This is a genomic window from Rudaea cellulosilytica DSM 22992 (genome assembly GCF_000378125.1).
GTDB lineage: Bacteria > Pseudomonadota > Gammaproteobacteria > Xanthomonadales > Rhodanobacteraceae > Rudaea > Rudaea cellulosilytica.
Map to the genome: position 1 here is coordinate 158,644 of NZ_KB899242.1, position 23,695 is coordinate 182,338.

25 protein-coding genes are annotated in these 23,695 nt (G+C 64.2%); 11 read left to right on the forward strand and 14 right to left on the reverse strand.

Annotated features, from left to right (window positions below; genetic code table 11):
• Positions 1-56 precede the first annotated feature (56 nt).
• Both F455_RS0110550 and folD read right to left on the reverse strand, forming a co-directional pair.
• The gene (locus F455_RS0110550) at positions 57-920 is read right to left on the reverse strand and encodes a TRAP transporter TatT component family protein (RefSeq protein ID WP_018973251.1); all 864 of its coding nucleotides are present in this window, start codon (positions 918-920) and stop codon (positions 57-59) included.
• An 86-nt stretch (positions 921-1,006) separates the two neighbouring features.
• On the reverse strand, positions 1,007-1,867 hold the full coding sequence (gene folD / locus F455_RS0110555) for a bifunctional methylenetetrahydrofolate dehydrogenase/methenyltetrahydrofolate cyclohydrolase FolD (RefSeq protein ID WP_018973252.1): 861 nt from the start codon (positions 1,865-1,867) through the stop codon (positions 1,007-1,009).
• 96 nt (positions 1,868-1,963) lie between these two features.
• On the opposite strand from folD, the gene F455_RS0110560 reads away from it, so the two are divergent.
• Both F455_RS0110560 and F455_RS0110565 read left to right on the forward strand, forming a co-directional pair.
• Positions 1,964-2,263 carry a DUF1244 domain-containing protein gene (locus F455_RS0110560; RefSeq protein WP_018973253.1) on the forward strand — a complete coding sequence of 100 codons (300 nt, stop codon included), beginning with the start codon at positions 1,964-1,966 and terminating at the stop codon, positions 2,261-2,263.
• A gap of 2 nt (positions 2,264-2,265) precedes the next feature.
• Positions 2,266-2,844 carry a GNAT family N-acetyltransferase gene (locus F455_RS0110565; RefSeq protein WP_051084183.1) on the forward strand — a complete coding sequence of 193 codons (579 nt, stop codon included), beginning with the start codon at positions 2,266-2,268 and terminating at the stop codon, positions 2,842-2,844.
• A gap of 5 nt (positions 2,845-2,849) precedes the next feature.
• On the opposite strand, the gene moeB is transcribed toward F455_RS0110565, so the two are convergent.
• The 10 genes from moeB to ndk form a co-directional block, all read right to left on the reverse strand.
• Positions 2,850-3,980: a molybdopterin-synthase adenylyltransferase MoeB gene (gene moeB, locus F455_RS0110570; RefSeq protein ID WP_018973255.1), complete on the reverse strand. Its 1,131-nt coding sequence runs from the start codon at positions 3,978-3,980 to the stop codon at positions 2,850-2,852.
• 31 nt (positions 3,981-4,011) lie between these two features.
• Positions 4,012-5,253 carry a molybdopterin molybdotransferase MoeA gene (locus tag F455_RS0110575; protein WP_018973256.1) on the reverse strand — a complete coding sequence of 414 codons (1,242 nt, stop codon included), beginning with the start codon at positions 5,251-5,253 and terminating at the stop codon, positions 4,012-4,014.
• Positions 5,243-5,809 (reverse strand): molybdenum cofactor guanylyltransferase MobA, encoded by a 567-nt coding sequence (gene mobA / locus F455_RS0110580; protein ID WP_018973257.1) that lies wholly within the window; start codon positions 5,807-5,809, stop codon positions 5,243-5,245. Before mobA ends, F455_RS0110575 begins: the two co-directional genes overlap by 11 nt.
• 112 nt (positions 5,810-5,921) lie before the next feature.
• Positions 5,922-7,322: a ribosome biogenesis GTPase Der gene (gene der / locus F455_RS0110585; RefSeq protein ID WP_018973258.1), complete on the reverse strand. Its 1,401-nt coding sequence runs from the start codon at positions 7,320-7,322 to the stop codon at positions 5,922-5,924.
• A gap of 177 nt (positions 7,323-7,499) precedes the next feature.
• Positions 7,500-8,741, reverse strand: a complete 1,242-nt coding sequence (bamB, locus tag F455_RS0110590) for an outer membrane protein assembly factor BamB (RefSeq protein ID WP_018973259.1) — start codon at positions 8,739-8,741, stop codon at positions 7,500-7,502.
• The gene (locus F455_RS20535) at positions 8,738-9,427 is read right to left on the reverse strand and encodes a YfgM family protein (protein WP_018973260.1); all 690 of its coding nucleotides are present in this window, start codon (positions 9,425-9,427) and stop codon (positions 8,738-8,740) included. The genes bamB and F455_RS20535 overlap by 4 nt, the downstream gene beginning before the upstream one ends.
• A 148-nt stretch (positions 9,428-9,575) precedes the next feature.
• On the reverse strand, positions 9,576-10,712 hold the full coding sequence (locus tag F455_RS20540; RefSeq protein ID WP_018973261.1) for a helix-turn-helix domain-containing protein: 1,137 nt from the start codon (positions 10,710-10,712) through the stop codon (positions 9,576-9,578).
• A gap of 5 nt (positions 10,713-10,717) precedes the next feature.
• On the reverse strand, positions 10,718-11,536 hold the full coding sequence (gene pilW / locus F455_RS0110605) for a type IV pilus biogenesis/stability protein PilW (RefSeq protein ID WP_018973262.1): 819 nt from the start codon (positions 11,534-11,536) through the stop codon (positions 10,718-10,720).
• Positions 11,526-12,686: a dual-specificity RNA methyltransferase RlmN gene (gene rlmN / locus F455_RS0110610; protein WP_051084193.1), complete on the reverse strand. Its 1,161-nt coding sequence runs from the start codon at positions 12,684-12,686 to the stop codon at positions 11,526-11,528. The genes pilW and rlmN overlap by 11 nt, the downstream gene beginning before the upstream one ends.
• Positions 12,687-12,724: 38 nt before the next feature.
• Positions 12,725-13,150, reverse strand: coding sequence for a nucleoside-diphosphate kinase (gene ndk, locus F455_RS0110615; protein WP_018973264.1), 426 nt, complete (start codon positions 13,148-13,150; stop codon positions 12,725-12,727).
• Between the two features lie 323 nt (positions 13,151-13,473).
• Here ndk and F455_RS0110620 point away from each other — a divergent pair, with 323 nt between their 5' ends.
• From F455_RS0110620 to F455_RS0110660, 9 genes are all read left to right on the forward strand, one after another.
• Entirely contained in the window at positions 13,474-14,091 is a 618-nt protein-coding gene (locus tag F455_RS0110620) for a TetR/AcrR family transcriptional regulator (RefSeq protein WP_018973265.1), read from the forward strand.
• Between the two features lie 125 nt (positions 14,092-14,216).
• Positions 14,217-16,613 carry a 3-hydroxyacyl-CoA dehydrogenase/enoyl-CoA hydratase family protein gene (locus tag F455_RS0110625; RefSeq protein WP_018973266.1) on the forward strand — a complete coding sequence of 799 codons (2,397 nt, stop codon included), beginning with the start codon at positions 14,217-14,219 and terminating at the stop codon, positions 16,611-16,613.
• A gap of 159 nt (positions 16,614-16,772) precedes the next feature.
• Positions 16,773-17,969, forward strand: a complete 1,197-nt coding sequence (locus F455_RS0110630) for an acetyl-CoA C-acyltransferase (RefSeq protein ID WP_018973267.1) — start codon at positions 16,773-16,775, stop codon at positions 17,967-17,969.
• 84 nt (positions 17,970-18,053) lie between these two features.
• Complete coding sequence (locus F455_RS0110635; protein ID WP_018973268.1) at positions 18,054-18,623, forward strand: hypothetical protein; 570 nt, start codon at positions 18,054-18,056, stop codon at positions 18,621-18,623.
• Positions 18,624-18,755: 132 nt separating this feature from the next.
• Positions 18,756-18,989 (forward strand): hypothetical protein, encoded by a 234-nt coding sequence (locus tag F455_RS0110640; protein WP_157578725.1) that lies wholly within the window; start codon positions 18,756-18,758, stop codon positions 18,987-18,989.
• The gene (locus tag F455_RS0110645; RefSeq protein ID WP_018973270.1) at positions 18,990-19,502 is read left to right on the forward strand and encodes a hypothetical protein; all 513 of its coding nucleotides are present in this window, start codon (positions 18,990-18,992) and stop codon (positions 19,500-19,502) included.
• 111 nt (positions 19,503-19,613) lie between these two features.
• On the forward strand, positions 19,614-20,507 hold the full coding sequence (locus F455_RS0110650; RefSeq protein WP_018973271.1) for a fatty acid desaturase family protein: 894 nt from the start codon (positions 19,614-19,616) through the stop codon (positions 20,505-20,507).
• 112 nt (positions 20,508-20,619) lie between these two features.
• A complete protein-coding gene (lepB, locus tag F455_RS0110655; protein ID WP_018973272.1) occupies positions 20,620-21,312 on the forward strand; it encodes a signal peptidase I in 693 nt (230 codons plus the stop codon).
• Between the two features lie 118 nt (positions 21,313-21,430).
• Complete coding sequence (locus F455_RS0110660) at positions 21,431-21,919, forward strand: cupin domain-containing protein (protein WP_026293279.1); 489 nt, start codon at positions 21,431-21,433, stop codon at positions 21,917-21,919.
• A 24-nt stretch (positions 21,920-21,943) separates the two neighbouring features.
• Here the strand turns inward: F455_RS0110660 and F455_RS0110665 are convergent, their stop codons facing one another.
• Entirely contained in the window at positions 21,944-23,134 is a 1,191-nt protein-coding gene (locus tag F455_RS0110665) for an NAD(P)/FAD-dependent oxidoreductase (protein ID WP_018973274.1), read from the reverse strand.
• Positions 23,135-23,197: 63 nt separating this feature from the next.
• Positions 23,198-23,629 (reverse strand): organic hydroperoxide resistance protein, encoded by a 432-nt coding sequence (locus F455_RS0110670; RefSeq protein ID WP_018973275.1) that lies wholly within the window; start codon positions 23,627-23,629, stop codon positions 23,198-23,200.
• Between the last annotated feature and the right edge of the window lie 66 nt (positions 23,630-23,695).

Below are 23,695 nucleotides of genomic sequence, written 5' to 3' on the forward strand. Positions count from 1 at the left end.
TGCGCTCATGCATGAGCGCGATGATCACGAGCAGCCGTCCTGGCTGCGCTTGTCGATTAAAAGAAATCCTTGCCGGACGCGAGCAATGCTTTCGCCTTCTTCTTCGCCAGCGTATTGATCAAGGTCAACCGCGGTGCCACGGGGTCGGCTGCGAGCACCTCGTTGAGCAGTTTGTCGTGCAGGGCCTGATCGAACACGAGGCGCGCGTAAAACTGCGCGTAGAGCACGCGCACCATCTGGTTTTTCCCGCCCGACAGCTCCAACGCCTTGTCGAACCAGGCCTTGCCCTCGTCGGGCTTGCCACCGAGCGAGGCAGGTCGGATCGAATTAACCACGCCGAGATAGAGCGCCGAGCCGCCGTCGTCGTAGTTGGCATCGATCGCATCGCAGCGCAGGAGCAGCGCCTGCAGCTTGGGCAGGTCGGCGATTGCGTTCCAGTCGCCCGTGTTGACCTGGATCCGCCCGGCCCAGGCCGCGGCGAAACCGTACAGCGTCGCGATGTCCTTCGCGTCGGCCTGCTTCAGCACCGCATCGAATTTTTCGTAAGGTACGTCGAGCGCTTCGCACAGTGGTTTTTCGTTCAGGCACAGCGCGCGCCGGGCATAGCCGTAGGCACGCCCCGCCATTTTCTGCGCGCGCTCGTTGTCGTCGACGAAGCCGCCTGCATAGGCACCATAGAGTTTGGCACCCGCAAGCAAAATGCCGGGATTCTGCGGATCCCCTTCGATCAAGCCGTCGATCAGCAACAGATACGCTGGCACCCCGTCGTGCGCCGTCGCGACATCGTCCTGGCCCAGGATCGCCGAGGTGAGGTTGTCGCTGAACTGGGTAGTCGCACGGCGCATGACGCTGCCGCAGGCGGTAGCCAGACAGGCAGCGAGCAGCAGCGCAAAGCGAAATTGCTTGAGGTCGATCGACATACGAGGAACGTTTGCGGCCGGACCGTGAATTTTAACGCATGCGTGTGACCGGCCGGGATGGCCACCGCGGCGGCGTTATCGGGGATTCAGTTGCCCTGATCCGCGGCGCGCGCAGCTTCGAGCGTGTTCTGCATCAACGTTGCTACCGTCATCGGCCCGACTCCGCCCGGCACCGGCGTGATCCATGAGGCGCGCTCGGCGGCAGCGGCGAATTCGACGTCACCGACCAGGCGACCGTCCTCGAGCCGGTTGATGCCGACATCGATCACGATCGCGCCGGGCTTGACCCATTCGCCTTTGACCAGGCCGGGACGCCCGACGGCGACAGCGAGAATGTCTGCCGAGCCGATGACCGCGGGCAGGTCGCGCGTGAACTTGTGGCAGGTCGTGGTCGTGCAGCCGGCCAGCAGCAATTCGAGCGCCAGCGGCCGGCCGACGTGATTCGACACGCCGACCACGACCGCGTTCTGCCCGCGCACCGGTCGGTCGGTGTTGGCAAGCAGGGTCATCACGCCCTTCGACGTGCACGGGCGCAGGCCGCGTTGGCGCAGCGTAAGGCGGCCGATGTTTTCCGGGTGGAAGCCATCCACGTCCTTGCGCGGGTCGATGCGGTTGACGATGGCATTTGCATCGATCTGCGCCGGCAGCGGCAGCTGCACGAGGATGCCGTGCACCTGCGGATCGGCATTCAATGTGTCGATCAGCGCGACGAGTTCAGCTTGCGTCGTCGCCGTCGGCAGGTCGAAATCGCGCGAATGGAAGCCCGCATGCTTGCAGGCGCGGCGCTTGTTGCGCACGTAGACGCTCGACGCTGCATCGTCGCCGACGAGCACGACGGCAATGCCCGGCACGCTCAGCCTCAGTGCGCGGCGTTGTTCGACCTCGGCGCGCAAGTCGTCGAGCAAGCGGTCGGCGATGCGTTTGCCGTCGAGTATCTTCGCGCTCATGCGTTTTCTGTGGACCCGTTCAAAGATGCGCATTATCGCGGTTGGCCGGGCGCGGCTCAAATAGCGCTACCATGGAACGCGCAGCAGGAGAATGCCATGTCCACTTCACAGATCGAACTCGAAGCCGCCACTTTCCGCCGCCTGCTCCGGCATCTCAATGAAAAACGCCCCGATGTGCAGAACATCGATCTGATGACGCTTGCCGGCTTCTGCCGCAACTGTCTTGCCGACTGGTACCGCGAAGCCGCCGCCGAACGCGGCATCGAGCTGAGCAAGGAAGCCGCGCGCGCGCAGGTTTATGGCGAGCCGTTCGAGCAATGGAAGGCGAAGCATCAAAAGCCGGCCAGCGCCGAACAACTCGCCGCTTTCGAGCGCGCGCAGCGCGAGGCGCACTGAGCGTGGACAGCATTGATCCAGGCATGCTGCCGACCGAACGCGAGAGCAACGGCATCTCGATCCGCAAATACCAGCCCGGGGACAGCTCGGCAATCGTTGAAGCCGTGCAGGAGTCGGTCGCGACCGTCGGCGCCTGGCTGGACTGGTGCGGTAGCGGCTACGGCCCCGCCGAAGCGGACGCGTGGATCGCGCATGCAATCTCGGCCTGGGACAAGGCGGAGATGTTCGCGTTCGCCGTGGTCGATGCGACCAGCGGCGACTATCTCGGAGGCGTCGGCGTCAACCAGATCGACCAAGACAACCATTCGGCCAACCTCGGCTACTGGGTCCGCCAATCGTACGAGAGTCGCGGTGTCGGCACGCAGGCGGCGCGCCTGGCAGTCGGCTACGCATTCGAGTTGCTCAAGCTTAGCCGCATCGAAATCGTCTGTGCGGCCATGAACCGACCGAGCCGCCGCGTCGCAGAAAAGACCGGCGCGCGTTTCGAAGGCTTGCAGAGTGGGCGGCTCAGCGTGCACGGCCGAGCGCTCGATGCGGCGGTCTACTCGATCACGGCACCAGCGGCGCGCCGCCACGCCTGATCCGATCAGGTAGGCGATGCGCAGATCTGCGCGACATCCTCGTAGCCGCTGAACACGGCGTCCTCGCCGCAGCCCGGGCACTGCGCGTCGCGCGGCAGGCGCAGTTCGCGGAACGTTGCGGCGAGCGCGTCGTAGCACAGCAGGCGGCCAACCAGCGGCGCGCCGATGCCGAGCACGAGCTTGATCGCTTCGGTCGCCTGGAGCAGACCGATCGTGCCGGGCAGCACGCCGAGCACGCCGGCTTCGGCGCAGTTCGGTGCGTCCTCGGCTGCGGGCGGCTCGGGAAACAGGCAGCGATAGCATGGCGATTTCGCATCGCGCGCATCGAACACGCTGACCTGGCCGGTGAAGCGATGCACCGCACCGTAGACGAGCGGAATCTTCAGCTCTCGGCATGCCGCGCTGAGCAGATAGCGCGTCGGGAAATTGTCGGCGCCGTCGATCACGACGTCGTGATCGCGGATCAGGTCCTCGACATTCGCCGCGGCCAAGCGCGCGCGTCGCGTGCGCAGTTCGATCGACGGATTGAGCGCGGCCAGGGCGATGCGCGCCGACTCGGTCTTGGCCACACCGACGCGCGCGTCGGTGTGCAGGATCTGGCGCTGCAGATTCGATTTGTCGACGACGTCATCGTCGATCAGGGTCATATGGCCGACGCCGGCCGCGGCGAGGTAGAACGCCGCAGGCGAGCCGAGTCCACCGGCGCCGATGAGTGCAATGCGCGCCTGCCCGAGACGGCCCTGCCCGACCACGCCGACTTCGGGCAACAGGAGATGGCGCGAATAGCGCTCCAGCGCCTCGGCACCGAGGCCACCTTCGGTGAGCGGCAAGCCTTCGGCATTCCAGCGCAGGAAGCCGCCAGTCACCGAAGCGAGCTGGGTGTAACCGAGGTCGCGCAATGTCTGCGCGGCGCGCAGCGAGCGCTTGCCACTTGCGCAGATCGTCAGGATCTCGCGATCGCGGCGCGACTCGATCGCGGCGATGCGTTCGCCGACCGCGCCCAAAGGCAGGCCGATCGCACCCGCCGGCATCCCGCCCGCACGCTCGTCGTCTTCGCGCACGTCGATCAGCAACGCGCCGCGCGCCTGTCGCGCCGCCGCGTCGCCGGGAGTGATTTCATCGATGCCGTCGATCATGGTCGGGATATGCGCTTGGCTTCGTTGCGGTTCAAGCCCAACCGGGCAAAGCCAGTACTTCGACCACGGTTCCGACAGCGTATTCCTGCGCGGTCTCCGGCAGCATGATCAAGGCATCGGCTTCGGCAACTCCGCGCAGTTGCCCCGAGCCTTGTTTCTGCAAAGGCGTCGCATGCAGCGATCCGGACTCGTCGCAGATCAGCACGGCGCGCAGGAATTCGACGCGAGTGTGTGCCTTGCGCACCGGTTTGGCGAGGCGCGCGCGCAGCGTCATGCTATGTGTTCGGCGACGCGTCATTACATCCAGCGCCGGACGGACGAGGGCAAGAAACGTCGCGACTCCCGATACCGGGTTGCCCGGCAGCGAGAACACCAGCGTCCGCCCGATGCCGCCGAACAGGAACGGCATGCCCGGCTTGATCCGCACCTTCCACAGATGCACGCGCCCGACCTCCGCGAGCAGCCGCGGCAGGTAATCAGCCTCGCCGGCGGAAACGCCGCCGCTCGAAACCACGATATCGGCGTCATCGGCCGCGCGAGCCAGTGCTTCGCGCAGCGCAGACGGATCGTCGCGCAGGCGTTCGTGGCGCGCGAGTTCGACGCCATGCTGTTCGAGCAGCGCGCCCAGGCTGTAGCGGTTGGAGTCGTGGATCTGTCCGTAGCCCAACACGCGGCCCGGCGCGACGAGTTCATCGCCCGTGGTCAGCAGTACCGCGCGCGGCCTGCGCACCACCGCGACACGGCTGTGGCCAAACGAAGCAAGCACGCCGAGTTGCGCCGGCGTCAGCTCCGTACCCGCGTTCAGCGCAAGATCACCGCTGCGATAATCCTCGCCGGCCGGGCGCATGTTCGCGCCGGGTCGAGTTGCCGCCGCGATCACGATCACGTCGCCATCGATGCGCGAATCTTCCTTCATTACGACCGTATCCGCGCCTTCGGGCAACGGCGCGCCCGTGGTGATGCGCACGCAGGTATTCGGCTCAACCCGCGGAATCTCGGTGCCGCCGGCGAGGATCGTGCCGATCAAGCGCAGCGGGGTTTCCGCATCCGCGACAAGATCCGCGCCGCGCAGTGCGTAGCCATCCATCGCCGAGTTGGCGAAGCCCGGCACGTCGAATGGCGCGACAACGTCGTCGGCCAGCACGCGACCCAGCGCCGATTCGAGTGCAATCGATTCGTTGCCGACGATATGGTCAGCGGCGATTGAGGTGATGCGCGCGCGCGCATCGGCCAGACTCAGGCCGGTTGCAAATGCCGGTGCGTCAGCGTGCATGCCTTGTTTCCCACTCGCGGAATTCCTCCAGTGTATTGAGATTCGCGAAGCACTGCGCTTGATCGGAGAAATCCACCTCGAGCGTACCGATTCCGTCCTGCCAGCGATACACCGGCAAGTCGTCTTCGAGCGCCTGCGCAGCGGCTTGGGCCAGACCGCTGCGATACAGCGCGAACAAGGGTTGACGGCGCACCCCGTCGTGGGCGACCGCCGCATCGGCGCGCTCGGCTGTCGCCGCTGCATGCAGGCGCCCGGCGAGGTCGCGCGGAGGGCTCGGCGCGTCGACCGGCACGGTCAGCAGCCAGTCCGCGGCGTTGTGAGCGAGCGCATTCGCGATACCTGCCAACGGGCCGTGGAATCCCTGCCCGGCATCGGCCAGAACTTTGCCAAAGCGCGCGTATTCGTCGGCGTGGCGGTTGGCGCAAATCAGGATGGAACCAACCTGCGCTTTCAGGACGCCAACGACGCGTTCGATCAGCGACTTGCCGGCGAGCGGCAGCAGTCCTTTATCATTGCCGCCGACTCGGCGTCCTTCGCCACCGGCGAGAATCGCCACTGCAATATCCGGCCGAGCGTGCGGCATCTCAATCACCTCTCATTCCGCGGCATTGAGCGACCCGCAGGATCGACTCGAACGGCGCGAGTTAGTCCGGCGCGAAGCGTCCGGATTAACGCTTCTTCGCGTTGCGAATCATGCGCTGGCGCTTGCGCAACTGGCCCTCGGTCAGCACATTCTTGCGGCCGGCGAACGGGTTGACCGTTTCCTTGAACGCGATGCGAATCGGCGTGCCTTCGAGCTTGAAGCGCTTGCGGAAGAAATTTTCGAGATAGCGCTGGTAGCCCTCGGCGATGTGGCGCGTGCGGCTGCCATGGATGACGATCGTCGGTGGATTGGTCCCGCCCGGATGGGCGAAGCGCAGCTTCGGTGCGTGGCCGCGCACGAGCGGCGGCTGGTAGCCTTCGTAGGCCTGCTCCAGCGCCTTGGTCAACTCAGATGAGCCGAACTCGCGCGTCGCCGACTTGTGCGCGCGCACGATCGCCCTCATCAGTTCGGCGAGCCCCGATCCGTGCAACCCGGAGATGAAGACCGGTTTGACGAACGGTACGAAGTCGAGTCGGCGTTCGAGCGAGTTGCGGCACTGCTCGCGCTCGTAAGTCGAGAGCCCGTCCCATTTGTTCGCGGCAACGACGAGCGCACGGCCTTCGTCGAGTACGTGGCCGATCAGGGTCGCGTCCTGTTCGGACACGCCCTCCTTCGCATCGAGCATGAGCACGACGACGTTGGCGGCGGCGATCGACTGCAGCGTCTTGATGACCGAGAACTTCTCGACCGCCTCTTCGACACGCGCGCGGCGGCGCACGCCTGCGGTGTCGATCAAAGTATATTTTTTTCCGTCGCGCTCGAGCGGTACGCGGATCGAGTCGCGCGTGGTGCCGGCGATGTCGGAGACGACGACGCGGTCCTCGCCGAGCAGGCGGTTGACCAGCGTGGACTTGCCGACATTCGGCCGGCCGACGATGGCGACGCGGATACCTTCGTCGGTCGGGTCGGCCGCCTCCAGCGCGTTCGCATCGACCGCTGGCAGGTGCGCTCCTACCGCCTCCAGCAGTTCGCTGAGGCCACGGCTGTGTGCGGACGAGGTCAACACGGGTTCGGCGAAGCCGAATGAGGCGAATTCGCTGCGCGCGTTGCCTTCGTCGACACCGTCAATCTTGTTGACGATCAGCAGCAGCGGCTTGTCGTGCTTGCGCAGACGCCCGAGGATATTGCGGTCCTGCGGCAACACGCCGTCACGCGCATCGACGACGAGGGCGACGATGTCGGCCTCGTCGATCGCGAGTTCGGCCTGGTGCGCGGTCAGCGCGTCAATGCCCTCTTTCTCACCCGACAGGCCGCCAGTATCGACGACGACGAACTCACGCTCGCCGAGACGGCAGATGCCGTAGTGGCGGTCGCGGGTCAGCCCGGGCAGATCGTGCACGAGGGCGTCACGCGTGCGCGTGAGCACGTTGAACAGCGTGGATTTGCCGACATTGGGCCGGCCGACGAGCGCGACGACGGGAAGCATACGCAGAGTATCGCTGAATTGTGCGGCGCCGACGACTGCGGCGACGCTATGAGCCCTCCCCCTCAAGGGGAGGGTTGGTTGGGGATGGTTTGATTCCCCTCATCCGCGCGCATCGAACACCCCCCCTCCAGCCTCCTCCTTAGGAGGGGAGGCTAAAGCGGGCGGTTCTGCCACGCGCTACTTGCTGCTACCGCCGACGCGGTAGGCGGCGATGTCGCCGTAGATCGTCTCGACGTAGACCATGTCACCGACGACGACCGGCGCGGATTTGATCGGCGCTTTCGAGATGCGCTCGCGCGCGAGCAGCTTGCCGTCATTGATCGACAGCCAATGCACCCAGCCTTCGAGGTCGCCGACGACGACTGCATCGCCCTGCACTGCCGGCTCGCCGAGCCACCGGTACTTGAGCGCATCCTGCTTCCACTGCGAGCTGCCACTGCGCAGGTCGAGCGCATAGACGTTGGCGTCGGCATCGGTCAGGTATACCTGGCTCGCCGACAGGGCCAAGCCGGCATAGGCGCCAAGCTCGTGCGTCCATACCGGGCGCCCGGTCTGCGCGGACAGTGCCTGGGTCTGGCCCTTGTAGCCGACCGCATACACGACGTTGTCGGCGACGGCGATCTCGCCGTCGACATCCTGCAGGCGGTCGATTTCCGTACGCCCCTCGCCGGGCGACAGCACCTGCTCCCAGAGCACCACGCCGTCGCTGGCACGCAGCGCGATGACCTTGCCGTTGTCTTCGCCCGCATAGACGACGCCGTCGGCGAACACCGGCGCACTGTTGCCGCGCAGGCTCAGCAGCGGCACGGTGGCGCGGTCATAAACCCATTTGCGCGTGCCATCGCCACGATCGAGACCGACGATATGGCCGTCGTTGGTGCGCACGTAGACCATGCCGCCACCGATTGCAGGCGCCGAGATCACCTCGGAAGTCAACTGGGTGTTCCAGCGCTCCGCGCCGTCGCCGGCATTGAATGCCTGCACCGTGCCTTCGAGTGTGCCGACGACGACGAGATCGCCGTCCACGCTCGGACCGCCACCCCAGCGTACCGAATTCGGCCCGCGGTGGATGAGGAAGCCGCGGCGACCGCCGAGATGTTTGCTCCAAAGCGTCTTGCCGGTTGCCGCATCGTAGGCCTCGACCGCGCCGGTCGTGCTCGCCGCAAACAGCTTACCGTCGGCGTAAGCGGGGCGCGCGCTGGCACCGGTCTTTTCCGCACCCTTGCCTACGCGTTCGCCCCAGACTTTCTGCACCGAGATGCTCGGCGTGAAGTTCTCGGCCAACGGCGTCGGCGGCTCGATGTTTTCTTTTTTCGTGTCGTTGAACCAGCCCTTGATCGTGCCGCAACCGGCCATGGCCGTGGCGAGCAGGACGAGACTTGCGCCGCGCAGGCGCGATGCGGTGAGGATCGCACTCATGAGTTCTTCTTCTCCGCGTCGGCCTTGGCGGGTGCGGGCGCGGCCGCAGTGGCGGCGGCACCGAGGTCAGACAGCTTCATTTCGATGAAACCGCGGTTCGGTGCACCGGGCTCGAGCTTGGCCAGCGCGTCGGCGTAGGCACCGCGCGCGTCGTCCTTGCGACCGAGCGCAACGAGCGCATCGCCGCGCAATTCGGCTGCAGCCGCGTCGAAACCGTTCTTCGGCAGCTTGTCGAGGAAATCGAGCGATTCCTGTGCCTTGCCGCGAGCGAGCTGCACGCGCACGAGATTGACGCCGACTGCCGTCTTGAGCGCATCGATACTCGCATGCTGCCAAGCCCAATCGAGCGAGGTCCAAGCGCCATCGGCGTCGCCCTTCTGCGTTGCGATCTCGGCTTCGCGCATCGCCGCAAACACGGCATACGGAGTGTCGGCGTAGTCGGACTTGAGCTTGGCCGCGATCGCCTTGGCCGCGTCGTAATCTTTTTTCGTCATGTCGGCGCCGAGCGTGTCGTACTGCACGGCCGCGTCCATGTCGCGGCTGGCGCGATGCGTGCGCCATTGTTGCCAGCCGAACAACAGAACCAGACCGAGGCCAATGCCGATCACGATCGACAGCCAATTCTCACGTACCCATTTGCGGACGAGTTCACCTTGCTCGTGTTCGTCCAAGACATCAAATGCCATGCTGCGGATTACCTTTGCGAAAAGTTGCCGTATGCGCCGCACCGGCCGCATCGGACCGGGGCACGCGAGAGCGCGTAGGGTAGCAGGAACGACCGGTCGATGCGCCGCCGCGCGCCGCCCCGTTCAGGGGGCGGTTTGCCAGACCGAATCAGCCGTTGTGCGCTTCCGCTGTCGCTGCGGCAATCGACTTGCTGCCGGCGGCGAGCTTGAAGCGCGCGACGTTGCCGCGATTGTACGGCGCGATGTCCTGCGCTTGGCCGTCGATCTCGACCTTGGCGCCGCCGGTGTTGCCGAGCAGGATCGTCAGCGATTTGTCCGCAGCGTATTCCTTCACCGTGCCTGCGGGCAGGGTCGAATATTCCAGGCGTCGGCCTTCGACGTCGACGATTTCGACCCAGCTCGCCTCGCTCAGACTGAGACGCAACTGGCCAACACCGGTGGCGGTCGTCGCCGGTTTCGCCGAGTCGGCAGGCGGCGCATTCGGGACCATAGTGAACGAGGCCATCAGCGGCGAATCGTGGTTCGGTGCTGAAGGGGCTGCCGCAGTCGCAGCTTGCTTGTCTGTGGCAGACGGCGTTGCCGCGGATTGCACCGGTGGCGTGGCGACATCGCCTTCGCTCGATGCTACTGCGGGCACGGGCGAGTCGAGCGGAGTCAGCTTCGAGCCGACATTTCCGCCCATGTTCATCGCGAACATCACCAGCGGTATGAAAATCACACCAGTGAGAACGAGATAGAGCGCCGAACCGGAATACCGCTCGACCAGGTAGCGCGAGTGCGAGATCTGGCCGGTCGCGACGAGCTCGGGTGGCGGAGGCGCCTTGGCGCGCAGGAATTCTTCCACTGCGATGACCGGCACGCCGACGAGGCGTGCGTAGTTCATCAAATAGCCGCGCAAATACACCCCTTGACCGATGCGGTCGTATTGTTCGGTCTCGATCCATTGGACGATATGCAGCGGCAGGCGCAGCTTGGTGGCTACCGCGGCGCTGTTCCAACCGTGCGCATCACGCGCGGCGGCGAGGCGCTGGGCGAAGGATTCGGGAAACAGCGTGACTTCGTCGGGCAGTGCTTGATCCTGTGCCTGCGCCGCTGTCGCGGCTTCAGTCGCCGCATCTTCCAATGCCGCGGATGCTTCCACGGGAACCACGCCAGGCGCGTGCGCCGTTTCGAAAAAAGCCATCTGCTCAGTCCCCTGGTTTCCGGTCACCGGCTTCGCATCGGCCGGATCGCGGTGCGGATCGGCCTTGGGCGCGGTTGGTGATGAATTTTCGCTCTGGTTCATGACAGTTACGACGACGGCGGGGATTGTAGGGTGCGTGCCTGTTCCGAATCTGGGAACTGGTCGCGCAAACGCTGCGCATAATCTCGCGCGGCATCGGCATGGCCCAATTTGACTTCGATGTTGCGCGCCAGCAGCAGCGCGTCCGGGTTGGGCTGACCCAGCGCATCGTAGCGTTGCACGAAGGCGCGCGCCTTGAAGAAATCGTTCTTCCGGTACAGCACGCTGGCAAGCTGAAACAGTGCCTGAGCATTGTTCGGCTCGAATGCGAGCGCGTTGCGGAAGTCCGCCTCGGCCTGATCGAGCGAACCCTTGCCGAGCAATTCACAGGTGCCGGCATTCGTATATGCCGAAGCCTTGGCGGCATAGAAACCGTCCGCGAAAGCAGCACCGAAATACTTGCGCGCCTCGGCATACTGGCCGAGCTTGCACAGGTACATGCCGTAGTTGTTGTTCTCGGCGCCGGCCTTCGGCGCGAGCAACGCGGCATCGCGGTAGTGTTGCAAGGCCTGGCCGGAATCACCGACGCGGTCGTAGAGCGTGGCAAGCAAGGTGTGCGCATCCACGCTCTTCGGATCGTAGTTCAGCGCCTTGAGCAGATTGTCCTTGGCCAGTTCGAGCTTGCCCAGCTCCATGTATTTCTGCCCGAGCTGAAGAAAAGGCCGCGCCCGGTCGGCGGGCGTTTCCTGCGATCTCAGGCTCGATTTCTGACTCTCGACCGTGACCGGACGGATGCTGTCCCCATGACTGCATGCCGAAAGGAGGCACACCGTAACCACCGCCAGCGCGGGCAGCGAAAGCCGCACCAGCGAGCGGTCAAGCTGCATGCAGTACTCCGGCTTCGATACGGCGCTGGAATTCGGCGCTGCGTCGAGTACGGTCGAGCACCTGCCCTTTCAACTGCCCGCAGGCCGCGTCGATGTCGTCGCCACGCGTGCGGCGCACCATCGTCAGTACGTCGTTGTCGAGCAGGATTTTCTGGAAATCGCGGATCGTGGATTCCTCGGAACGCTCGAAACGCGTACCGGTGAACGTGTTGAACGGAATCAGGTTGACCTTGCCCGGCACCTTGCGCATCAGTTTGACCAGCTGGCGCGCGTGCTCGGGTTTGTCATTGACGCCCTTGAGCATCGTGTATTCGAACGTGATCGTCGTGCGCGGCTTGCGCGCGGCGTAGCGCTGGCAGGCGGCGAGCAGTTCGGCGATCGGGTATTTCTTGTTGAGCGGCACGAGCTCGGTACGCAGCTCGTCGTTCGGCGCGTGCAGCGAGACGGCGAGAGAGACGTCGGCGACTTCGCCGAGCTTGTCGATCATCGGCACGAGGCCGGCGGTCGACAGCGTCACGCGCTTGTTGGCGAGACCAAGGCCGAGGTCGTCGCGCATGATCGACATCGCGCGCACGACGTTGTCGAAATTGAGCAGCGGCTCGCCCATGCCCATCATGACGACGTTGGTGAGCTTGCGCTGCTGATGCGGCACGTTGCCGAGATGCTTCGCCGCAGTCCACACCTGGCCGATGATTTCGCTCGTGGCGAGGTTGCGGTTGAAACCCTGTGTCGCGGTCGAGCAGAACTGGCAGTTCAGACCGCAGCCGACCTGCGAGGACACGCACAGCGTGCCGCGCGTCGCTTCGGGAATGAACACCGCTTCGATTGCGTTGCCGCCGTCCATGCCGAGCAGCCATTTGTAAGTCGCATCGGCGGCCTGCTTCTCGAACAACACTTTCGGCGGCGCGATTTCGCACGCCATCTCGAGCTTGTCACGCAGCGCCTTGCCGACATCGGTCATCTGCTCGAACGAGGTCGCGTGGCGATGGTAGATCCACTTCATCACCTGCTCGGCGCGATACGGCTTCTCGCCAAGTTGCGCGAACAGGTCGCGCAGGCCCTGGCGGTCGTAGTCGAACAGGTTGGCTTTGTTGGATTCCACGGCTAGTCGGTTAGAAGAACGCTTTTGTTGAAGAGTGCGGCTATGGATGGCCGCTTTTTGACTTTTGCGTTCAGGGACGAACGCAATTACCTCGTCGCGATCTCCGTGCCGGCGAAGAAATAGGCGATTTCCTGCGCCGCTGTTTCCGGCGCATCGGAACCATGCACCGCGTTCGCATCGATCGACTGCGCGAAGTCCGCGCGGATCGTGCCGCGCGCGGCCTTCTTCGGATCGGTGGCGCCCATGAGGTCGCGGTTCTTGAGAATCGCGCCCTCGCCTTCCAACGCCTGGATCATCACCGGACCCGAGATCATGAATTCGACCAGCGCCTTGAAGAACGGGCGCTCCTTGTGCACCGCGTAGAAGCCTTCGGCCTCGGCACGCGAGAGTTGCTTGTACTTGGCAGCGACGATCTTGAGGCCGGCCTTTTCGAAGCGGGAATAGATTTCGCCGATGACGTTCTTGGCGACCGCGTCGGGCTTGATGATGGAAAGGGTGCGCTCCAGCGCCATTGCTGTTGACTCCGATGTTGTGGATTTGGGGCGGGTGGTGCGGTCCACGGTCATCCCCACCGTCGAACCGGGCATACGGCAAGCCTGAGGCTGCTACCGAAAAAGCCTTTCAGATTCTATAGGATTGCGCGCGGAATTTTAAGTACCTTGACGACATCTTGCACACTTTTCCGCGAGTGCCAAATCGCTCGCACTTCCCGTCGCCATGCTGCTGATTTGACCCTCGTCCGGCCAGCCCCTAGAATTCAAACAAACGTTTGACAAGCGATGTCGGCAATCACGACCTCGCATCGGCGAAAGCAGCATTCGGGAGGTTGCGAGCGATGAATCCGGAACTCTTCTCCACCAAGCAACGCATCCTCGACGCCGCCGAGGCCCTGTTCGCCAGCCATGGTTTCGCCGGCGCCTCGCTGCGCCAGGTCACCTCGAGCGCGCAGGTCAACCTCGCCGCGGTCAACTATCACTTCGGTTCAAAGGAAAACCTGATCAACGAGGTGCTGCGCCTGCGCCTGGACAAGCTCAACGCCGACCGCACCCAGGCGCTGCAGGCCGCACTGGCGAAGTCGCCCGCGCAGCTCGAAGACGTGCTCGGCGCCTGGATCCGCCCCGCACTCGCCGCGTCGGCCAACGAAAAGGGCAGCACCGCCTTCGTGCGCATCCTCGCTCGCACCTACGCGGAGCAGAACGAACGTCTGCGCTCCTTCCTGCACGACAACTACGGCCATGTGCTGCGCGACTTTACAACGGCGCTCGGCACCCTGCTGCCGCATCTGGACAAGCAGGAACTGTACTGGCGCATGGACATCATCACCGGCGCGCTGACCTTCGCCATGGCCGACTTCGGCGCGATCAAGCGTCGTGGTGCGAGCGCCGAGCAGCATCGCGAACTGACCGCCGATCATCTGATTCACTTTGCCTCCGCCGGCCTGCGCGCGAAATGAAAGCGATCCACGGCGCGGACTTCCGCGGATAGAGCGAAAGCACGAAAAATTTTCTTTAGCTTGACCCGCCTTCGTCCGCGTCGAGCCACGGCAAAAAAATCCACCTTCCCAATCACGAGGCACGCATGAGTTTTCCTCCCCTCCGCATCCGCAAAGTGGCCGTGCTCGGCGCAGGCGTCATGGGCGCGCAGATCGCCGCGCACCTGACCAACGCCAGTGTCGACACCGTGCTATTCGATCTGCCTGCCAAGGACGGCAACGACTCTGATCAGAGCCGGAACGGCATCGTGCTCAAGGCGATCGAGAACCTGAAGAAGCTTTCGCCCTCGCCGCTCGCGGACAAGTCACGCGCCGGCGCGATCGTGCCCGCCAACTACGGCAGTGATCTCGAACTGCTGCGCGGCTGCGACTTGATCATCGAGGCGATCGCCGAAAAGCTCGACTGGAAGCGCGATCTCTACGCGAAAATCGTGCCGTACGTCGGCGAGAATACGGTGCTTGCCAGCAATACTTCCGGTTTGAGTATCAATAGCTTAGCGGATGTTCTTAGTGAACACCTGCATGAACGTTTCTGCGGCGTGCACTTCTTCAATCCGCCACGCTACATGCATCTGGCGGAACTGATTCCTTCCGCCAAGACCACGCCCGAGGTGCTAAGCGGATTAGAAACGTTTCTGACCACCACGCTGGGCAAAGGCGTCGTTTACGCCAAGGACACGCCGAACTTCATCGGCAATCGCATCGGCGTGTTCTCGATCCTGTCGACGATCCACCATACCGACCAGTTCAAGCTCGGCTACGACGTGGTCGATGCGCTGACCGGCCCCGCGATCGGCCATCCGAAGAGCGCCACCTACCGCACCGCCGACGTGGTCGGCCTCGACACGATGGGCCACGTCATCGGCACGATGGACGGCACCCTGCCGAACGATCCGTGGCGCGACTACTTCAAGACACCGCCCGTGCTCGCCGCCCTCGTCGCCAAGGGCGCGCTCGGGCAGAAGAGCGGCGCGGGTTTTTTCCGCAAAGTCGGCAAGGATATTCTCGTGCTCGATCCGGCCAAGGCCGACTACGTGGCGCAGACCGGCAAGGTCAGCGACGAAGTCGCGGCGATCCTCAAACTCAAGAATCCGGCCGAGAAATTCGCCAAGCTGCGTGCATCGAGCGACCCACAGGCGCAGTTCCTCTGGGCTACGCATCGCGATCTGTTCCACTACTCCGCCTATCACCTCGCCGAGATCGCCGACACGGCGCGCGACATCGACTTCGCCATGCGCTGGGGCTACGGCTGGCAGCTCGGTCCGTTCGAGACCTGGCAGGCCGCTGGCTGGACGCAGGTCGCGCAGTGGATCGCCGAGGACATCGCCGCCGGCAAGACGATGAGCAGCGCACCGCTGCCGGCTTGGGTGCTCGATCCCCAACGCAAAGGCGTGCATCAGCCCGACGGCAGCTCCTACAGCGCCGTGCAGGACAAGTACCTGCCGCGTTCGACCGAACCGGTCTACGCGCGTCAACTGTTCCCGCAGACGACGATCGGCACCCAGGTCGATCGCGGCACGACCGTGTTCGAAACCGACGATGCGCGCCTGTGGACCCTCGGCGACGACGGCATCGCCGTCCTTTCGTTCAAGACCAAGATGCACACGCTCGGCGCCGGCGTGGTCGACGCGGTCAACCGCGCGATCGACGAAGCCGAGAAGAACTTCAAGGGCCTCGTGATCTGGCAGGATTCCGAGCCGTTCAGCGCCGGCGCCGATCTCGCCGGTGCGGTCGCGCTGCTGCAGTCGGGCCAGGTCGCCGAGTTCGAGGCGTTCGTCAACCGCTTCCAGCAGACAAGCATGCGCATCAGGCATTCGCTCGTGCCCGTGGTCGCGGCGATCCGCGGGCTCGCGCTCGGCGGCGGCTGCGAATTCCAGATGCACTGCGCGCGCACCGTGGCCGCGCTGGAAAGCTACATCGGACTCGTCGAAGCCGGCGTCGGCCTGCTGCCGGCCGGCGGTGGCCTCAAGGAACTCGCGCTGCGTGCGTCCGCGCGCGCGATCGAGGGCGACGTGTTCACGCAGTTGAAGAACGCGTTCCAGACCGTGGCGATGGCCAAGGTCTCGACCAGCGCGCTCGAAGCGAAGGAACTCGGCCTGCTGCGCCCGAGCGACGTCGTCGTCTTCCATGCCGACGAACTGCTCTATGTCGCCAAGAACGAAGCGTGCGCGCTGTACGAGTCGGGTTGGCGCCCGCCGCTCTACGATCGTCAGATCACCGCCGCCGGCGATGTCGGCAGCGCAACGTTCAAGGCCTCGCTGGTCAACATGCTCGAAGGCCGCTTTATCTCCGAGCACGACTTCGATGTCGCCAGCCGCATCGCGGATACCTTGTGCGGCGGCCAGATCGAGCGCGGCTCGCAGGTCGACGAACAATGGCTGCTCGACCTCGAGCGCAAACACTTCGTCGCGCTCGCGCAGACGCCGAAAACGCAGGAGCGCATCGTGCACACGCTCAAGACCGGCAAACCTTTGAGAAATTGAAAAGCATTTGAACGCGGATCAAAGCGGATCTAAAGAGCGATAAACGCGGATAGAGCAAAATCCCCAATCGAATTTTCGATCTGCTTGATCCGCTCTTATCCGCGTAAATCCGTGTTTATCCGCGTCAAAAAATTCTTTCGCTCTTCCTTGGAGAACCCGATGAGCAAGCAAATCCAGGACGCCTACATCGTCGCCGCGCAACGCACTCCGGTCGGCAAGGCCCCGCGCGGCGTGTTCCGCAACACGCGCCCGGACGACATGCTCGCCTTCGCGATCAACGCGACGCTGAGCAAATTCCCGCAGATCGACAAATCACGCATCGACGACGCGATCATCGGCTGCGCCATGCCCGAGGCCGAGCAAGGCATGAATGTCGCGCGCATCGCCGTGCTGCTCGCCGGGTTGCCGAACATCGTCTCCGCGGTCACCGTCAACCGCTTCTGCTCGTCCGGCCTGCAAGCGGTGGCGATGGCCGCCGACCGCATCCGTCTTGGCGAGGCTGACCTCATGCTCGCCGGCGGCACCGAGTCGATGAGCATGGTGCCGATGATGGGCTATCACCCCGTGTTCAATCCGGGCATTTTCTCCAATGAGCACATCGGCATCGCCTACGGCATGGGCATCACCGCCGAGAAAGTCGCCGAGCAGTGGAAGGTCACGCGCGAGGAGCAGGACACGTTCGCCGCCGCGAGCCACGCCAAAGCGCTCGCCGCGCAGGCCGCGGGCGAATTCAACGACGAGATCGTGCCGTACCTGCTCGCCGACCATTATCCGAATCTCGCCACGCGCGGCACGATCGACGATGCGCGCACGATCAAGCTCGATGAAGGCCCGCGCGCCGGCACGACCGTCGACGTGCTCGCCAAGCTCAAGACTGTGTTCCGCGCCAATGGCAGCGTGACCGCGGGCAACTCGTCGCAGATGTCCGACGGTGCCGGCGCCGTGCTGCTCGCCAGCGAGCAGGCGATCAAGGACTATGGGCTCACGCCGCTGGCCAAGTTCGTCGGTTTCTCCGTCGCCGGTGTACCCCCTGAAGTGATGGGGATCGGCCCGAAGGCCGCGATCCCGAAAGTGCTCAAGCAGGCCGGTATCAAGCAGGACGATCTCGACTGGATCGAACTCAACGAAGCGTTCGCCGCTCAAGCGCTTGCGGTCACGAAGGACCTCGGCCTCAACCCCGACAAGACCAACCCGCTCGGCGGCGCGATTGCGCTCGGCCATCCGCTCGGCGCCACCGGCGCGGTCCGCGTCGCCACCCTGCTCCACGGCCTCAAGCGGCGCAAGCAGAAATACGGCATGGTGACGATGTGCATCGGCACGGGCATGGGCGCTGCGGGGATATTTGAAGCAGTTTGAGTGTAGGTTTTTCAATTCAAGAAGCTGCGTGGAGTCCAGATGCCTGTTGATTCTCTCGAACCGGGCTTGCCTTTGCGCCGGCGCTTGCGCGAGAAGCTGCCCGAAATTCTGATCGAGGCGGCTTCGGTCGTTCTGGCGTTGCTTCTGGCCCTGGGCGCCAGCGCCTGGCATGAACGCAACCAGGATATCGAGCGTGCGCAAACGGCACGCGCGGCGATACTCGCCGAACTGCGCAACAATCGCACGGAACTGGGTAAGAACCGGGAAGCGACGACGCGCAATCTCGCCATCCTGAATGAAATGGCGAAAGACGAATCGTCTGCAAAAGGACAGAGCGCCCGTTTCGATGTACCGCTCGCCCTACTTTCCGAAGCGGCTTGGCGAACGGCACAGTCCTCACAGGCGCTGCGCAATGCGGATTACGCATGGACGATCGAAATCTCGAAGTGCTATGAGCTACAGGGGCTTTTCATGCAGATGCAATGGCTCGCCCTGGAACAGCTCGCCGATGTAGAGAAAGTCAAAATCGACACCAAAGCCGATATTGCGAAACAGCTGCAGGGGCGTTTCAACATCCTGAGCAATTTGAGCGCGAACCTCGAACAGGCTTACGTCGAACTGCTCGACACACCGAAGCCTCGCGGCGGCAAGTAGATGCCACTGAAGGTGGCCGAACAGCCGACTCTGTAGTTCGCCTGTGTCGAAAGCGCGCAGAGCTTCGCGAACAAAGTCGAATACCGCAGGCTACAATTCGCATCAAACGTGGCCCAGGAGAAGGAGATTCGCATGTCGCGCTATCGTGACCCGCTTGGCCACCGGATGATCGAAAACCTGATTCGCGATCAGGCCATCCTAGCCTTGCGCATGCAGAACGAGGCGCTGCCGAAGGACAAGGAAGGGCTCGAACTGCGCCGCATCGAAGTCGAACGCACCAAAGCAGAAAAGTGGAATGGGCAGTTGCCTGTGAACGTCTACGCCGGCGCAGCGATTCCGTTCTTCAATCCGCAGAAGGGCGCATGAATGCGGCTGACTGTCGCAGTGCTCACTGCTTGCCTGCTCACCGCGTGCTCGGCCACGACACCGCGTTCGGTGCAGAAGTTCGTCGCGACTGAATCTGATTTCGCCGACATCGCGGCGATGTCGCTCAAGTTCGTCGAACGTACGGCGCCGGTATCGACGATCGTGCTGCCGGCGAACGCCGATCCGCGCGTCCGCGCCGCGCTGAAACGTCTGCGGCCATTGACCTCGCCCGACAAGGTGCCGTCATCCGACGTCTATCAACTGCCGGCTGGATATTTCGTGTTGCAGACCTTCGAGATCGACGCCGACGGCATCGCCAGCTTCGAAGGCCAGCTCGGTCCGGTGCGCAAGGTGCCCGAGCCCCCGGCCACTGACGACTGCGGAATCCGTTTCTCGATTCCGTTCGCACTCGAAGGCAACGACTGGGCCAGCCACACACTGAAGAAATCCGTCTGCTGGCCGAAGCGCGAATGGTGGCCGGTCGACGAAGCCGCGCCGACGCCGTCTCGGTAGCGTCGCCCGCAATGAATTTGCAGCAATCGTCGGCGAAACTTGCCTGACGAGCGGCGATAGAAAAATCACGTGACGGTTGCCAGTGCTTCAATTCCCGAGCGGACGAATCGCGTGCTTGCGGGCGCTTTGCTCGCGATGCACTTCGCGGCGTTGATCGTCGTGCCCTTGTCGGGAATGCCGCCGATCCTAGCGGCTGCGTGTCTTACGGTGCTTGCGCTGGCTGGCCCGACCCAATGGGCGCTGATCCATGAAGCGATCCACGGCATGCTGCTGCCGCAACGCGGAGCGAACCATGTTCTCGGGCGTGTACTCGCTGACTGCTTCGGCGCGCCATTCCGCGCGCTGCGCTTCGCCCACCTGCGCCATCATCGCTACAACCGCACGCCGCAAGGGCGCGAGGAAATCTACGATCCCGAGACCTGCTCGCGCGGCGCGGCATTTATGCAGCACTATCTGCGCATCGGCATCGGGCTCTATGCCGGCGAGCTTGCGCTGAATTTTCTCTGCTGGTTGCCGCCGCGCTTGCTGCGCCCGCATTTGCGCAGACTCTGCCCGGATTTCGCCGACGGAACACCCGGCATGGCGCGTTTCGCAGAACGCGAACTGCTCGATCACGCCGCGCTGCGCGAAATGCGAGTCGACGCATTCCTCGTGCTCGGGCTCTACGCGATCGCTTTCGCGCTGTATGCGGAGCACTGGCCGCAGCTCCTCGCCTTTCTCGCGCTACGCGGCTTTCTCGCTTCGCAGTTCGACCATGCGCCGCACCACGCCACGCCGCTCGATCTGCGCGACTACGCGCTGAACATGCGCGCGCCACGTTGGCTCGGCGCTTGGCTGCTCAATTTCAACCTGCACCGCGCGCACCATCTGCATCCGAATCTGCCGTGGAACGGATTGCCACGGGTGGCTACCTTCGAATCCGGCGACATCGGCTTCGTGCGCGCCGTCCTGCGCCAATGGCGTGGACCGATCGCCGTTGGAAAAAATAGCGCAACGGTGCGATGAACCGCACCGGTTCCCATACGCGCGCCAAGCAAGAAGACGCGCCAGTGTCCGCATTGCGGAACTATCCGGCCCGCGCCGAGTCTGTCGGTCGACCTTCCGCGGAAAACCGCCCATGAAACTGCTCCGCCGCCTGCTCGACGAAGTCGTCGCGAACAAGTCGCTGCTCCTGTTCCTCGGGTTGATGCTGATGTTCCGCTCGGCAGTCGCGGACTGGATGCAGGTGCCAACCGGTTCGATGAACCCGACCATCGTCGAGGGCGACCGCATCCTCGTCGACAAGGCGGCCTATGGCTTGCGCGTCCCATTCACAAATGTGCGCCTCACCCATGGCGGCGACCCGCAACGCGGCGATATCGTCATTTTCCCCTCGCCGAAGGACGGCACGACCCTGGTCAAACGCGTCGTCGGCCTGCCGGGCGACACAATCACGCTGCGCGGCGAACGGCTCTACATCAACGGCGCGGCGCTCGACTACGCCTCGACCCAGAGCAGCGCCGACGCGCAGTTGCCGATCGCCACGCGCGGCGAACAGCGCGAATATTTCACCGAGACGCTCGGCGACGCCGCGCATGCCATCATGGTGCTACCGCGGCGCAACGCGATGCGCTCGTTCGCTCCGGTCACCGTGCCAGCGGGCCAATACTTCATGATGGGCGACAGCCGGGACAACAGCGAGGACTCGCGCTACTTCGGCTTCGTACCGCGCGAGACCATCGTCGGCCGCGCCTACCGGGTCGCGTATTCGCTCGATGCAGACCGATGGTACCGGCCGCGCACGGACCGTTTCTTCAGCCCGCTGAACTGATCGACCTGCCGCGCCGCGGCGGTACCGAAGCCATCCCATCGCGCACGGCCGCCGTGCGCAAACGGGAGTATGATCCGGGCACCCTCTCCATCTTCCTTCCAACGTGAGGAGGTGGCGCATGAAACGAATATTGTTGATTGCAGTTGCATCGGGCCTGTCGATCGCGGCGATCTCGCGTACCGCTGCTGCGGACGAGCCGGCCCATGTCATGTTCAACCCAGCCGACATCAAGTGGGGCGATGCACCGCCGGCGCTGCCGCCCGGAGCGAAGGCGGCCGTGCTGTACGGTGACCCGGGCAAACCGGGGCTCTTCGTCATCCGGCTGAAAATGCCGGCCGGTTACGTCGTCCCGGCGCATTGGCATTCGAACGATGAAATCGTCAGCGTCGTGAGCGGCTCGGCAGCGTTCGGTCTCGGCGACAAGTTCGATGCGAAGCTGCTACATCCGCTGAGCGCCGGTTCGCTGGTCGTTGCGCCCGCCAAGCACAATCACTTCGCGACGACCAAGACCGGTGCGATCCTGCAAATCTCGGCCACCGGCCCGTTCGATATGACCTACGTGAATCCGGCCGACGATCCGCGCAACAAGACGGGCGACAAGAAATAGGCCGACGATGATGGCTGCCGCGGCTCAAACCGACCGCGGCAGTCTTCCGCGCACACTCTCGACATCGAACGGCCCCGGCGCGGCAATCAGGTCGCGCGCCGGCTCGACCTGGCCCCAGACGTTCCACAGCAACACGCCGCGTACGCGGCCGCCATCGAGGTAATAGACCACGCCTTCGCGATATGGCTGCACCCACTGCTCGACGACATCGAGACGATCATCGAGCAGGCCGACCGCCTCGTAACCGAGATCGAACAGGTCGGAGTAGAAGAACGGCAGCGTCGTGTACGCGTCTGTGGCGCCGGCCATGTTGCGGCCCGCGTGGTGGCCCATTCCGATCGCCGCGTTCTCGTGCTCGACGCGCATGCGCGTGCCTAGCGGCGCACACGGGAAATTCGCGACATCGCCAGCGGCAAAGATGTCGACATCGTTCGTGCGCAGTTGCGCATCGACGATGATACCGTTATCGACCGCGAGACCCGCTGCCGAAGCAAGCTCGGTATTGGGTGTGACGCCGAGACCGGCGACGACCGCATCGAAGCGCGCGCTCGTACCGTCGGACAGCGCCAGCTCGACGCCATCGCCGAGATCGCGCCCGTCGACCACGCGCACGCCCGCGCGCAAGATCACGCCACGTTCGCGATAATAACCATCGAGAAAATTTGACAGGCTGCGCGGATAACGCCCCGCACCGATGCCGTCACCCGGAAACAGCATCGTCACCTTGCAGCCCTTGCCGGCGAGCGATGCGGCGATCTCGCTGCCGATAAAGCCCGCACCGACCACGGCGATCCGCGCATTCGGCAGCGCATAGCGACGCAGCGCGCGATAGTCGTCGAGCGTGCGGAACGCGATCACGCGTTCGCTGCCGAACGATAGCTTGCGTGGAGACGCACCTGTCGCGAGCAGCAGTTTTCGATAGCGATATGTGTCGCCACGATCGTCGGTCGCGATATGCGCCACACGGCCGACTGCGGCGATGTGTTTGCCGAGATGCAGAACGGCGCCGGCTCTCGCGGTACCGAGGTCGATCGATTCGACCGGTTTATCGTCCTTCCACAACGCCTTGGACAATGGCGGCCGCTCGTACGGCGCGTGTGTCTCGATGCCGACGATGCCGATGCGCGCCGGCGCATCGGACTCGCGTATCGCCTTGGCCGCGGCGTCCGCGGTCATGCCCGCGCCGACGATCAGGTAATCGTATTCGTATTGCATGCCACGCCTCTCGATTTGATTGGCGGGAAACGGGCCGCGTCACCTGACGCAGCCCGCCTGGGATCAGGCAATCGTGATCTTGACGTCGACGTTGCCACGCGTCGCATTCGAGTACGGGCAAACCTCGTTGTGCGCGCGTTCGACCAGCTTCTGCGCGACCGCGCGATCGACGCCCGGCATGGAAATCTTCAATTCGACCGCAATGCCGAAGCCCTTCGGGATCGGGCCGATGCTGACCGCGCTTTCGATCGTCGTGTCGGCCGGCACCTGCACCTTTTCCTGACCGGCGACGAACTTGACTGCGCCGATGAAGCACGCGGCATAGCCGACCGCAAACAACTGCTCCGGGTTGACGCCCTCGCCTGTGCCGCCCATCTCCTTCGGTGGCTTGAGCACGACATCGATGCGTCCGTCGGACGAACGGCCGCGGCCATCGCGTCCGCCGGTGGCGGTGGCGTGGGCGGTGTAGACGACTTTTTCGAGTTGCGTAGTCATGGGCATGGCTCCGTGGTTGTCGAGGGGTTGCCTATACGAGATGGCGGCAAGGCGGCGAGGTTCAAG

Coding starts and splice junctions, on each gene's coding strand:
- F455_RS0110550 (WP_018973251.1), bottom strand. CDS start 920: ATGTCGATCGACCTCAAGCAATTTCGCTTTGCGCTGCTGCTCGCTGCC.
- folD (WP_018973252.1), bottom strand. CDS start 1,867: ATGAGCGCGAAGATACTCGACGGCAAACGCATCGCCGACCGCTTGCTC.
- F455_RS0110560 (WP_018973253.1), top strand. CDS start 1,964: ATGTCCACTTCACAGATCGAACTCGAAGCCGCCACTTTCCGCCGCCTG.
- moeB (WP_018973255.1), bottom strand. CDS start 3,980: ATGATCGACGGCATCGATGAAATCACTCCCGGCGACGCGGCGGCGCGA.
- F455_RS0110575 (WP_018973256.1), bottom strand. CDS start 5,253: ATGCACGCTGACGCACCGGCATTTGCAACCGGCCTGAGTCTGGCCGAT.
- der (WP_018973258.1), bottom strand. CDS start 7,322: ATGCTTCCCGTCGTCGCGCTCGTCGGCCGGCCCAATGTCGGCAAATCC.
- bamB (WP_018973259.1), bottom strand. CDS start 8,741: ATGAGTGCGATCCTCACCGCATCGCGCCTGCGCGGCGCAAGTCTCGTC.
- F455_RS20535 (WP_018973260.1), bottom strand. CDS start 9,427: ATGGCATTTGATGTCTTGGACGAACACGAGCAAGGTGAACTCGTCCGC.
- F455_RS20540 (WP_018973261.1), bottom strand. CDS start 10,712: ATGAACCAGAGCGAAAATTCATCACCAACCGCGCCCAAGGCCGATCCG.
- pilW (WP_018973262.1), bottom strand. CDS start 11,536: ATGCAGCTTGACCGCTCGCTGGTGCGGCTTTCGCTGCCCGCGCTGGCG.
- ndk (WP_018973264.1), bottom strand. CDS start 13,150: ATGGCGCTGGAGCGCACCCTTTCCATCATCAAGCCCGACGCGGTCGCC.
- F455_RS0110620 (WP_018973265.1), top strand. CDS start 13,474: ATGAATCCGGAACTCTTCTCCACCAAGCAACGCATCCTCGACGCCGCC.
- F455_RS0110625 (WP_018973266.1), top strand. CDS start 14,217: ATGAGTTTTCCTCCCCTCCGCATCCGCAAAGTGGCCGTGCTCGGCGCA.
- F455_RS0110630 (WP_018973267.1), top strand. CDS start 16,773: ATGAGCAAGCAAATCCAGGACGCCTACATCGTCGCCGCGCAACGCACT.
- F455_RS0110640 (WP_157578725.1), top strand. CDS start 18,756: ATGTCGCGCTATCGTGACCCGCTTGGCCACCGGATGATCGAAAACCTG.
- F455_RS0110645 (WP_018973270.1), top strand. CDS start 18,990: ATGCGGCTGACTGTCGCAGTGCTCACTGCTTGCCTGCTCACCGCGTGC.
- lepB (WP_018973272.1), top strand. CDS start 20,620: ATGAAACTGCTCCGCCGCCTGCTCGACGAAGTCGTCGCGAACAAGTCG.
- F455_RS0110660 (WP_026293279.1), top strand. CDS start 21,431: ATGAAACGAATATTGTTGATTGCAGTTGCATCGGGCCTGTCGATCGCG.
- F455_RS0110665 (WP_018973274.1), bottom strand. CDS start 23,134: ATGCAATACGAATACGATTACCTGATCGTCGGCGCGGGCATGACCGCG.
- F455_RS0110670 (WP_018973275.1), bottom strand. CDS start 23,629: ATGACTACGCAACTCGAAAAAGTCGTCTACACCGCCCACGCCACCGCC.